Here is an 11,696-nt window from a genome sequence, read left to right as displayed (position 1 = left end):
CCCCTGATCCTTGCGTCAGCGTGCCCGAACACACTGTTGTTCGCGTGCGGATCCAGCCGCCTTCCGGCGCCGGGTCCCGGCCGGTGGCCGGTAGGCGGATCAGCCGTTGCGGGTGAGGCTCGGCGGCACCGGTTCGGCGTCCGCGGCCGGGGCGACGGCCGGATCGGTCATGATGTCGCGCCACCAGGAGTCCAACCGGCTGGGCTCCGGCCAGATCACGGGTGCGTGCTCGGCGGTCGATTCCACGTCGTTCTCCTCGGGGCCGGTGTTGTCGGGCATCCTTGCCTCCTGTACGCGTGGTGCGCCGGCGGGTCGCTGCGCGTATTCGTACGCTGCTCCAATTGCGCCGCCCCCGTCACCGCTGTCGCCGGAATTCCCGCGACCGAGCAACGTAGTGACAGCAGATCGCCGGACCCGCCCGGTACCAATGTGCCGCAATTCTAGCGTTTTTCGTTCCGACTGCCCACGGATTGGAATCCGGGGGCTGCCGGGGACTTATTCGTGGTGGAACCCACTGTTCGCGCGGTATTCTGGATGTGTCTGTGCGAGAACATCTTCCGATGCTACGCGACGCCGCGGCGCACCCGGGTCGACAAAACGACCGGTTTGTAATATATGGCGAATGTATTGCGCAATGTACGGGCGCAATCCCGAATTAATGCCGGTGTAAATGTACTTTCATTTGATCGTGCAGAACGGGTCGGCATATGAAATCTCGGTGAAGAAATCCCCGGTCGGACGGCCGGTGGAGCGGAACGGCGCGGGAGTGAGCGCTCCCGGCGGCGGTGCTGAGTACACTGCCAGGCATGTCGGTGGCGTCGTCGCGATCGCGGATTCCGGGGGAGATCAACGGATACGAGGCGCGCTGGGAGCAGCACAATACCGAGCGCCAGTTGCGCATCCTGCGGGCCGCGGTCGAACTGCTGGAGGAAAAACCCCTGGGCGCCGATGTGCCCGTGCGGCAGATCGCCGAGCGGGCGGGGGTGGCCAAATCCGTGGTGTATCGGCAGTTCAGCGGCCGCGAGGATCTGGACCGGCGCATCCGCTCGTACCTGATCGACGAGCTGGGGGCCGTGCTGGACGCGCAGCTGGACGTGTCGTCCGGCTCGGTGCGCGAGATCATCACCCGAACGGTCCGCGCGGTCGCGGACTGGATGGGCGACCACCCCAATCTCGCCGCGTTCGCGCGGACCGGCCCGCCGGTCGGCGGGCCCGACAGTGTGGACGCGATCTCCAGTCTGAAGATCCGGATCACCGAGCGGTCACGCGAGCTGATCGAGGCGATCGCCCGCATCGTCGAGGTCGACTCGGCCGCGCTGGAGCCGGTGCCCTTCGCCGTGGTGACCATGGTCGAAGGGGTACTGGCCGCATGGGTCGCCGACCCGGAGCCGAGCCGGACGCGGGCGGAGATGGTCGCGGATCTCTCCGGCTACGCCTGGTACATCCTCGACGGAGCGGCCCGGAGGGTCGGTGTGACGGTGGACCCGGACCGTGAGCTGGCGCAGGTGGTCGCCGGACTGCATAGTTCGGCCCACTGAGGGTGCGGGTAGCCGACCGGGCCGAACGTCATCGGTCGGCCCGGCCGTCCGGGGTCAGGCCACGGAGGCCCGGACCCGGCGTTCCGGTTCGCTGCGGTAGCGCGAGCGGTCGCCGTCGATTCCGAGTGCCCGCCACAGCCGCGAGGTGACCGGGTTCATCAGGCCGAGCTCGTCGGCGAGGGCGCGCATATCGCCGAAGTAGCCGGACAGGATCCGCCGCGAGTGCGGGCTCCGCCAGAACGCTTCCTCGATGACCTCGCGTGGCACGTCGAAACGGCGGGCGAACTCCGGCGGCGGCGCCATGATCTCCCCGGCCAGCCAGCGCAGCGCCAGTGGGAAGGACAGCCCGCACAGCGCGGTCGAGACCGGTCCGAGTTTCGCGATATGTGCGCGCAGGAATTCGCCCGCGAAGGAGATGTGCCGCGCTTCCTCGGCGATATGGATCTCCATCGTCCGCACCACCAGCGGCGGCAGATTCGCGCCGTTGCGGATCATCGCCTTCTGGTAGTGGTCGATCGGCTCCTCACCGCCGAGGATGCCCAGGAACAGCACCACATGCGCATAGCCCCCGGCGACACCGATGAACGGGGAGAGCGCCCGGAAGATCGGGCGCATGCCGGGGACATCGTCGCCGATCCGGTTCACCAGCTCCTGGAACATCTGGATGTGGTTGCACTCTTCGGTCATCTCGTGCAGGCAGTAGCGGAACTCCGGTGACCCGTTGGGCAGTTTCGCGATGTACTGCATCATCCCGCGGATGAGGACGGTCTCGAAGGCGGCTCCGACCTTGATGGCATTGGCGATCCGCCACCGGCCGATCTCGATCTGCTTCGCCTGCGGCAGTTCGCGATACCAGCGGGTGGCGCCGAGCGGATCGTATTCGGGGGAGAGGATCCAGCGGGGGTCGTCGCGATCGAGGGCGAGTTCGGGCGAATCCCAGTCGATATCCAGGTACGGGTCGAACCGGCGGTGCACCGAGCCCTCCGACAGTGTTTCCAGCGTCTCGCGATACCGGGCGTCCAGCTCGGGAACCCGCGGCAGAGTCGACGGCGTCATCGGTGCCTCCTCGTGCGTATGGCGTACATCTCTCTACGGACGAATTTACCGGGACTCCGCGTCTCAGTAAATAGAGTGTGCGGAGCCGGTGCGCGATCGTGCCCTGCGAAGAGATCTGTCCCGGGCCGCGAGACGGAGGCCGCCTACCGGATTCCGCGACTACGCCCGGGTCGGGGCGGTGCGGCCGCTATCGGGCGGTGACGGTATGCGTGTGCACCCGCAGCGTTTCGATCCGGTCCCGGGTGGGGTGGAAGTCCAGGATCAGCAGTGCCGGACCCGACGGCAGATCAGCGCTGATCGTGACCGAACGACCCGCCGCCAACGTCTTGCCCTGCCGCAGGCCGCGCGCCCGTACGGCCAGCTCCGCGCTGCTGATCGACTCGCCCGACCACAACCGCACGGTGTCACGGTCGCCGGTCAGCGCCGTGACCGCCGCGGTATCGCCGGCGGCCGCCGCCGCACACAACCGTCGCGCGATCCGTTTCCCGGCGGCACCGATTCCGGTGCACGCCCGGGCCATGCCCGTGAGGCCGCGCAGGCCCTGGTTTCGCACCAGCAGGCCGCCGAGCCGGGCACCGGCCCGCCATCCTTTCGGGCCGGTGCCCATGAGCTGCCCCACCATGGGCACGAGTTCCCAGTAGGCGGCCAGGTGTCCGATCCGAAGTGCGCCGTCCTGCTCGACCACTTCGTAGCGCAGATGCATCGGTACCCGGACGCGCGCGCCGGTCGACATCGTGATGGTGATGGTGAGATCGCGCAATACGGTCGCCGGACCGGCGAAATCGTGGGCCACATCGAACACGATGTGGTTGGGGGCGATGAAGGTGTCGTAGAACCGGCCGATCGCGTCGTATCCGGTGTGCGGGTCCGAGCCGACCGGATCGTTGACCACCGCACCGGTCGCGAACAGGCCCACCCACGCAGCCCGGTCGTGGGCCGCGACGGCGCGGGGGGAAGCGAGCACCGCCTCGCGCAGATCCGCGGCGGTCGGGTCCAGCGGCACGGTGACTCCCTTCGGATGGCCGGAATTCGCTCCCACAATAGAACACGTTCTATGGGTGGCGGAGTGACGTAGCCGTCCCTGCTTGTGAAAATGTCGGTGCGGTGCGGCATCATCTGTGCACGCAGCTATTCGACGAACAAGTGAGATTGTCCGGAGTGCCCCATGCCGTCGCGAACACCATCGAGCGCGAAACCGAAACCCCTGTCCGACAACGACCTCGAGGAGATCGCCGCGGAGATCGACGCGGGGCGCCCGCCGATGGTCTGGTTCACCGCCGCGGCGGTGGGGGTCACCGAGGGACGGTCGGGCAAGGTGGTCTCGCTCGGCGACCCCGCCGACGGCGACTTCCTGCAGATCCGGCCCACCGGGTCCAAGGATGTGCTGTCCTTCGGTCCCACCGAGGTCACGCTGGTGAAACCCCAGCGTGACAAGCCGGCCGCCGCGCCGCCGGCACCACAACCCGCCCCCGAGAAGAAGGAACCGCCCGTGACTCCCGCCGCGTCCCCGACCACCTCCGCCCCCTCGGCCGCGGATCGGAAACCGGCGCCCGCCCCCGCGAAGAGCGCTGCCGCCGAGTCGAAGCCGGCCGCGGCGCCGCGAACCCCGTCCCCGGCCAAGGCGGCCAAGGCACCGGCCGCGCGTAAGGCCAAGGCGCCGGAGGTCACCGTCACCATCAACGGCACCGCCGACGGTGAGTGGACCGTCGATGTCATCGCGGGCAAGAAGCGGACCGCGCGCGCGGTCCCGGTGACCGGTACCGCCGTGGCCCAGGCGGCGAAACTGTTCCCGCCCGAGGTGTCCGAGGTGGTGGACGGTCTGCTGGATTCGGTGCGGGGCGCCCAGGAGGCCAAGGTCCAGCAGCTGCAGGCCGAACTCGAGCAGGCACGCAAACTCCTCGAAGAGCTGACGGACTGAGCCGCGTCCGCGAGTGTGTTCCCCCGAGCCGTCTCGGCGGTCGGGGGTCGCGCCCATCGTGGAACAACGGTGTGACCGGGCTGCGGCCGAGACGTCGGCACTTGTCGCGCGTCAGGGCCGTTGCGAACCCACCGGGGCGCGTGGCCGCGTAGGAATTCTGGGTTCTTTCCGAGTGTTCGGACGTGCTCAGACAGCTGTTTCCCGCGGCCGCCAGCCATGGCGGCTCGGTTCGGCCGGGGTGTACCGGATCGAGTCGTGGAACATGTAGCCGAAGCCGCGTCGTTTCGCCTGGTACATGGCGGCGTCCGCATCGCGGATGAGGTCGTAGATACTGGCGTCGATATCGCGGGGGCCGCCGCAGGCCAGCCCGATACTGGCCGTCAGTGGTACTTCGCCGGTACTGAGCTGGAACGGCTTCATGAACACCCCGAGTAGGCGTTCGGCCATTTTGGTCGCTTCCATCCGCTCCAGCGGAGCCAGGACGACGAATTCGTCCCCGCCGTAGCGTGCCACCACGTCGTCGCGGCGTACGGTGGAGCGGATCCGGGTGGCGGCCTCGGCGATCAGCTCGTCGCCGACGGTGTGCCCGTAGCTGTCGTTGATCGCCTTGAACTCGTCGAGATCGATGAACAGCAGACAGAGCGCGCGTTCGGCCCAATCCCGGTGCTCCCGGTGCAGGACCCGCAGCAGTGCGGAGCGGTTGAGCAACCCGGTGAGGGGATCGTGATCGGCCTGGTACTGGGCGCGTCGTTCGCTGCGGGTGCTGTGGCCGATCGCGCGTTCGCTGCGGATCAGCAATCCGATGAGCAGCAGAGCGAGCACCGAGGACACGATGACCTGGTCGAGCGGGCTCAGCGGGGCCCGGGCCACCGGCACCAGCGAGGAAAGCACCAGGGCGACGGCGATGACGCTGGCCCGCTGGCGGGAATGGTTGATCCGGATCGCCCGCGGCGCACCCAGTGTCGCCATGGTGGGGTGCAGGGCCGCCGCCCCGGCCGCCATGTACGCGCCGATCAACGGAAGCACCAGCACATCCGGCGCCGTGTTCAGGGTGCCGGCCGCGACCAGACGGAACCCGAGATCGGCCGCCAGCACACCCGCCAGGGCGGTGTGCAACAGGCGCAGCGATGTTTCCGAGCGGCTCGAGGTGGCCAGCGAATGCGCCAGCAAGGTGAGCAGCAGCGCATCGCAGACCGGCAGAGCCACCGCCGTGACCGTATTCACGCCCGGAGTCTCGGAGTGCAGGACGGGAGCGATCAGAAAGATCCAGGACGCCAGCAGCGCGCCCAGCCCGATCAGTCCCGAGTCCAGGACGATGTCGGGGTGCGCCCGGGCCTGGCGCGGCCGCAGCCACATCAGGGCCGCCAGGCCGGAACCGATATAACCGGCGAGCGTGCAGATCTCGTCGAGAGGGGTGGACGCGTAGCCGGTGAGCTCCCGCAGCACGGTTCCGGTCGCGAAGGGGAGTGCCGACCCGGCCAGCAGATACCACGGCAGCGGATGTGACGGACGGTGCCGGCGCAGGCCGAAGCCGATCATGACAACGGTGCCGACGGCCGCGAACAGAGTGACAGCCACCGCCAGCGGACGGGACCCGAGTATCAGATGCACCACGAGTGGCGCGCCCACCATCACGGAAAACGCTGCGCCGTAACGCATCCGGTGGAGACCGTGCCGCCCTGCTCCCTGTGGTTCGCTGATGATCATCAGCCCCCCTTTGATCGCTCCGATCCCGGTGAAATCGAGCCGCGTCGCAGGCCTGGGTCCTTATCTGTCTGTCGTGCGCTACCTGTCCATCGAGCGGCGGCTGACGTAAACCGAGTGTTCCTGTACGAGGGGATGTCCGAGCCGTCCGCGGTGCGTCCGGCCCACCAAACCTGGACTATGGATCCGATGATGACACGCAGTGTCGAATTTGTCGCTCTCTTGACACAACAACGTCGTAACAGGTGGCGCGATGGTGGCGGCGCGGCGGATCTCGGTCACCGGCGGGCGGCTCGTACGGTGGTTCGGTGACAGAACGTGAGGAGAGCACCGGCGGGCGTGGTCGATGGTCGGCGCCGGGCCGAGTCAACCTGATCGGTGAGCACACCGACTACAACGACGGCCTCGTGCTGCCGATAGCGATACCCCTGGTGGTCACCTGCGAAGGTGTTCGGCACGGTGACGATCTGGTCCGGGTGGGCTCGCGTCAGCGGCCGGGAGAACCGGTACGGCTGCCGGCCGCGGCGCTGACCACCGAACGGGACCTGCTGCCGGGCTGGGCGCGGTACCCGCTGGGCGTCGTCGCGGAATTCGGGCGCCGGGGGTACGGGATCGAGGGTCTGGAGCTGGATTTCGACGGCGCGGTGCCCGCCGGGGCCGGGCTGTCCTCGTCCGCGGCGCTGTGCTGCGCCGCCGCGGTGGCGGTCCGCGATCTGTGCGCGCCCGAAGTCGGCGACCGGGAACTGATCGATATCGCCCGGGCCGCCGAAAACGATTACGTGGGGGCGCCGACCGGGATCCTGGACCAGGCGGCGTCCATCCTGTGCACCGCGGGACACGCCCTGTACCTGGATGTTCGTGCCTTCGGTGCGTCCGGATCAGGCGGTTTCGAACAGATACCGTTCGATCTCGCGGCCACCGGCCTGCGGCTGCTGGTGATCGATACGGGGCAGACCCATGAGCACGCGGCGGGCGGGTACGGCGCCCGCCGCGCCGAATGCGCCGCCGCCGCGGCCGCTCTCGGGGTCGATTCGCTGCGCGATATCGACGATGCCGGGCAGCTGGCGGGGCTCACCGATCCGGTGCTGTACCGGCGGGCGCGACATGTACTCGGCGAGAACGATCGGGTGCGCGGGGTCGCGGACCTGCTGCGCTCGGGCGCCGATCCGCGCGAGATCGGCCCCCTTCTCGATGCGGGACACGATTCGTTGCGTGACGATTTCGAAGTATCCACCGAGGTGCTGGACGCGGCGGTGGACGCGGCCCGCACGGCCGGCGCCCACGGGTCGCGGATGGTCGGTGGTGGGTTCGGCGGCAGCATCATCGCCCTGGTCGATACCGGCGCCGCCGGCCGAGTCGAGGGAGCGGTCCGAGAACGACTCGCGGACAAGGGTTTTCCCGACGCACGGGCCATCGAGGCCGTGGCCGGTCCAGGAGCCGGCCCGGTCGGGTGAGGAGATCCGGTGCCGTGGCCGCCACGGCGCCGGACCTCCCTCCCCTCAGGTCGCCGGGCGAACGCGGCGCACCGCGCCGACGGCGAGGTCGACCAGGAGGAAGCCCAGCAGACTCAGGCCGAATACCGGAGCGAACCAGCCGATCAGCGCTGCCGCGCCCAACACCGGCACCGCCAGGAGGGCCGACCGCCGCAGGGCGCCGCGGCGCGGCGGCCTACCCACTGCGAAGCGGTGTGCGGTTCCGGTCGGCCGCCGCTGCCACCACATGAGGTATCCGCGCACGATCACCGTGACCAGCCCGATCGCCGCCGCCAGCAGCAGCAACTGGTTGAGCGGGCCGAACATCAGGCCCATATGCAGCTGGATGCCCCAGTTCGCCATCTTGGCCATGAACGGCCACTCGGAGTAGGGGAGCCACTCGGTCACGGTGCCGGTGAACCCGTCGACGGCCGCGGCGTCGGCGGTCAAGGTGCCCGGTAACCGCCGTTCTTTCACTGTGAACGCGGTCGCGTCGGTCGCGGGGATCGTGATCTCCGCCGGGCGGGTGACTCCGGCAGCACGTGCCGCGGCGAGGACCCTGTCCAGTTGCCGGATCCGCTCCACCGGAACGGCGTGGCCGGCCGGATGACCGCTGTGATGGTCGCCGTGCCCGGTGTCGGCGGGCGCCGCGTTCCCGGGCAAAGCGGTCGCGACGGCGGGGGTGGTCCAGCGGAGATTCTCGCGGAGTGTCTCGATATTGGCGCCCGCGTAGGTCGACCAGGTCAGACCGGTGGCCGAGAGCAGCAGCGCCAGCGGGAGAATCCACACCCCGACCACCGCATGCCAATTCAGCCGGCGTTCCCGCATGTTCGCGAGATTCGGGACGAACAGCCACCGCGCGGTATCGCGCCGGCGTCGGTTGCGTACGCGGCGGAACCACAGGACGAGACCGGCGAGAGCGATCAGCCACAGCCAGGAGGCCGCCAGTTCGGAATACAACCGGCCGGGTTCGCCGAGATGCAGGTGGCGGTGTACCTGCGACACCCACGCCCGGAACGGCAGCGCGCCGGAACTGCCGTACACCACCGATTCGCCCACCGGACGCGCGGTCACCGGATCGACGAAGACGGCGCGGCGCTCGGATTCGCCGAGGGCGGGATCGCTGAACAGGACCCGGGTGGTCTCGCCCGGTGCCGGCGCGGGCGCGACTGCCACCAGGGTGAGGTCCGGACGGACCGCGGTTCCGGCGGCCACCTGTTCGGCCAGCGGCCGTTCGGGTCCGCGGGAATCCACGGAGAGCAGATCCCGGTTCACGAAGGATTCGATACCGGGCGCGACGGCGTAGAGACCGCCGGTGACCGCCGCTATCAGGAGAAACGGCCCCACGAAGAGGCCGGCGTAGAAATGCAGCCGCAGCGCGAGCGCGCGGAACGCGCCCCTGCCCGGACTGGGTGAACCGGTCGCCGGGGCGGCGCTGTCGGGCGCCGCGGGGACCTCGGTGGTACTCATCGGTATTACCTGCGTCCTGTGCTGGCCCGGCACCCGCCGGAGACGGGCGGGTGCACGGGGACGCGGCGCGCACTGTGGGGGCGGGCCGCCGCGTTGAGGGAAACCGGCAGGGCGCGGGCGCGAGGCGCGTGCGGGAGTCACCGCAGCACGAGACAGCGCCCGGCCGGGACAGCCGGGTGGGAGGTCAGAGCAGGACGGTTCGGGGCGGTGCTCGGGTGCGGCCGGTATCGGCCGCGAGAATCCAGGCGACGACGCGGTCACGATGGAGGAGCCGCAGCGGGGGCGGGTCCGGGAGGACCGGCGGCCGGGGTGCGACCGGTACCAGGCGCGCCAGAGCGGTCGCGGCGGCCCGGTAGGCGAATTCCGCGCCCCGTACGACCACCGCCGCGGCGCAGGCGACGACGAAGTGGGCCGCGAGCATGGTGGGGGTGAGCTGGAGGTCGCCGTGGTGCAGATGGCCGGAACCCCAGCCGAGGCTGAGATGGCCGAGCAGCTGCCCGGCGGTCAAGGCCACGGCGAGTCCGGCGGTTCCGGTGCGCAGCGGGCGTACGCCGGCGACCAGGGCCCCGACCGCCGCCGACGCCAGCGCCAGCAGTACTACCGCCGTCCCGCCGGGCCGGCTCGTCTCGGCCGCCCACCCGTGCGCGGCCACCGAGACGGCCCCGGAGATCAGGCCGGCCGCCGCACCGCGAAAGCGAGCGGCGCCGAGATGGCCCACCACATGGGTGGAACCGAACCTGATACGCACCAGAGGATGATATCCGACCACCCCGCCTGCCCGGGGCGGACCGGGCCCGGGGCTCAGTCGCCGGGTTCGAGTTCCGTCAGTGGCTTGCGCAGCAGTTTCCCGGTGGCGTTGCGTGGCAGTTCGTCGAGGAACAGCACTTCGCGCGGAACTTTGTAGCGGGCCAGATTCGCCTTCACGTAGTCCTTGATCTCCTGGGCATCCCGGGACGAATCCGGCCCCGGGACCACGACGGCGCGCAGTCGTTTGCCGAACTCGCGATCGTCCACGCCCACCACCGCGGCCTCGAGCACATCGGGCCGCTCGGCGATGAGGTGTTCGACCTCCTGCGGGAACACGTTCTCGCCACCCGAGACGATCATGTCGTCGTCGCGGCCGTCGATGAACAGCAGGCCGTCGGAATCGAAATGCCCGACATCGCCGCTGGACATCATGCCGTCGACGGTCTCCTTGGTACGCCCGTCGGTGTAGGCCTTGAAGGCGTGCGGGTTGTCGATGAAGATCGTCCCGGTGACATTCGGCGCGGTGATCCGCTGACGGTTCTCGTCGTAGAGGGCGATCCGCACCCCGACCGGTGCCCGGCCCGCGGTGGTCGGCGACTTCTTCAGTTCCTGCGGTGTCGCCACGGTGATCACCGCGCATTCGGTGGAGCCGTACAGGTTGTACAGCACATCGCCGAAGTGTTCGCCCGTGCGCACCACCACATCGGGCTGGATGGCCGAACCCGCCGCGAAGATCACCCGGAGCGAGGAGACGTCGTAGCGGTCGAGCACCTCTTTCGGCTGGTCCAGGATTCGTTGCAGCATGGTGGGCACCACGACCAGCGAATCCGCCCGGTAACGGGCGATATTGGCCAGAGTGAGTTCGGGGTCGAAGCGGCGCTGCTGGAACACCACCCGGTTGCCCAGCGCCAGGCCGAGAGAGAACTGGGACAGTCCGGTGCCGTGGAAGATGGGCGCGGCCATCACCATGGTGCCGTCGGTCGGCAGCGGTACGCGGTCGATGAACTGGGCGGTGATGAACGGGCTGACCTTGTCGCGTGGAGCGCCCTTGGGTGTGCCGGTGGTACCGCTGGTGAGGATGACCGTCCCACCCGGTTTGCCGGGGGCCGCCAGCGGTGCGGTGGACTGCCCGGCCGAGACGGATTCGACCGTCGGGATCGCGGGGTCGGCATCGTCGGATTCGTCGACCCAGGTGAGGATTCGCGGGATCTCGGCGGGGATGGCGCTCATCAGGTCGAAGAACTCGCTGTCGTGCAGCACCGCTTTGATCTTCTCGCGTTCGGCCACGTCGGCGAACTGCGGTGTGGCGAAGCCGGTGTTCATCAGGACCGCGCGCAGGCCGAGTTTTCCTGCGGTCAGCATGCTCAGCACCATGCCGCGGTGGTCGCGGGCCAGGACCGCGACCACGTCACCGGGCCGGAGCCCGTGTTCGGTGAGGCCGCGGCCGAAGGCGTTCGAGCGGTCGTCGAGTTCGCGGAAGGTGAGTTCGCCCTTCTCGTCGACGATGGCCGGGGAGTCGGGGCGGGTCTGCACGGCGTGCATGACCACACCGGCGAACGGGCCGTATCTGGTCGCGTTGCTCATCGACCGGACGGCGTGGTCGAGCCGCAGCGGATCGAAGAGGCCGCGTTTGCGCATCACGTTCACGGCCAGGGCGATATCACCGGCTCTACGAACCGGGCCGGGCAGCGACAATGTCATCGGCGACAACCTTCCGCGGTGTACCGCCGGGAACCGGCGGTTACCTCCTCGAACTCCTGTGCACCGTCAACCCTAGCAACCGCCGCGGGG

Annotated in this window: 10 protein-coding genes; 3 read left to right on the top strand and 7 right to left on the bottom strand. The window is 69.3% G+C overall.

Annotation, left to right across the window (positions count from 1 at the left end):
• Positions 1-99: 99 nt before the first annotated feature.
• The gene (locus ABZV91_RS22625) at positions 100-279 is read right to left on the bottom strand and encodes a hypothetical protein (RefSeq protein WP_355245006.1); all 180 of its coding nucleotides are present in this window, start codon (positions 277-279) and stop codon (positions 100-102) included.
• Positions 280-806: 527 nt separating this feature from the next.
• Here ABZV91_RS22625 and ABZV91_RS22620 point away from each other — a divergent pair.
• A complete protein-coding gene (locus tag ABZV91_RS22620; RefSeq protein WP_355245003.1) occupies positions 807-1,538 on the top strand; it encodes a TetR/AcrR family transcriptional regulator in 732 nt (243 codons plus the stop codon).
• A gap of 54 nt (positions 1,539-1,592) precedes the next feature.
• Here ABZV91_RS22620 and ABZV91_RS22615 read toward each other — a convergent pair whose 3' ends face one another.
• Both ABZV91_RS22615 and ABZV91_RS22610 read right to left on the bottom strand, forming a co-directional pair.
• A complete protein-coding gene (locus tag ABZV91_RS22615) occupies positions 1,593-2,594 on the bottom strand; it encodes a diiron oxygenase (protein WP_355245000.1) in 1,002 nt (333 codons plus the stop codon).
• Between the two features lie 187 nt (positions 2,595-2,781).
• Positions 2,782-3,597 (bottom strand): nuclear transport factor 2 family protein, encoded by an 816-nt coding sequence (locus ABZV91_RS22610; RefSeq protein ID WP_355244997.1) that lies wholly within the window; start codon positions 3,595-3,597, stop codon positions 2,782-2,784.
• 162 nt (positions 3,598-3,759) lie between these two features.
• Between ABZV91_RS22610 and ABZV91_RS22605 the strand changes: the two genes are divergently transcribed.
• Positions 3,760-4,512 (top strand): DUF6319 family protein, encoded by a 753-nt coding sequence (locus ABZV91_RS22605; RefSeq protein WP_355244994.1) that lies wholly within the window; start codon positions 3,760-3,762, stop codon positions 4,510-4,512.
• A 186-nt stretch (positions 4,513-4,698) separates the two neighbouring features.
• Here ABZV91_RS22605 and ABZV91_RS22600 read toward each other — a convergent pair whose 3' ends face one another.
• Positions 4,699-6,219, bottom strand: coding sequence for a GGDEF domain-containing protein (locus tag ABZV91_RS22600; RefSeq protein ID WP_355244991.1), 1,521 nt, complete (start codon positions 6,217-6,219; stop codon positions 4,699-4,701).
• Between the two features lie 305 nt (positions 6,220-6,524).
• Between ABZV91_RS22600 and galK the strand changes: the two genes are divergently transcribed.
• Positions 6,525-7,670 carry a galactokinase gene (galK, locus tag ABZV91_RS22595; protein WP_355244988.1) on the top strand — a complete coding sequence of 382 codons (1,146 nt, stop codon included), beginning with the start codon at positions 6,525-6,527 and terminating at the stop codon, positions 7,668-7,670.
• Positions 7,671-7,715: 45 nt separating this feature from the next.
• On the opposite strand, the gene ABZV91_RS22590 is transcribed toward galK, so the two are convergent.
• From ABZV91_RS22590 to ABZV91_RS22580, 3 genes are all read right to left on the bottom strand, one after another.
• Positions 7,716-9,158 carry a PepSY domain-containing protein gene (locus ABZV91_RS22590; RefSeq protein WP_355244986.1) on the bottom strand — a complete coding sequence of 481 codons (1,443 nt, stop codon included), beginning with the start codon at positions 9,156-9,158 and terminating at the stop codon, positions 7,716-7,718.
• A gap of 184 nt (positions 9,159-9,342) precedes the next feature.
• Positions 9,343-9,906 carry a hypothetical protein gene (locus tag ABZV91_RS22585; protein ID WP_355244983.1) on the bottom strand — a complete coding sequence of 188 codons (564 nt, stop codon included), beginning with the start codon at positions 9,904-9,906 and terminating at the stop codon, positions 9,343-9,345.
• A gap of 53 nt (positions 9,907-9,959) precedes the next feature.
• Positions 9,960-11,606, bottom strand: a complete 1,647-nt coding sequence (locus ABZV91_RS22580) for an acyl-CoA synthetase (RefSeq protein WP_355244981.1) — start codon at positions 11,604-11,606, stop codon at positions 9,960-9,962.
• Positions 11,607-11,696 lie beyond the last annotated feature (90 nt).

The sequence above is a fragment of the Nocardia sp. NPDC004568 genome (assembly GCF_040609955.1).
Taxonomy (GTDB): domain Bacteria; phylum Actinomycetota; class Actinomycetes; order Mycobacteriales; family Mycobacteriaceae; genus Nocardia.
The sequence above is the reverse complement of the archived record's forward strand: the minus strand, read 5'-3'. Positions and strand labels throughout refer to the sequence as shown.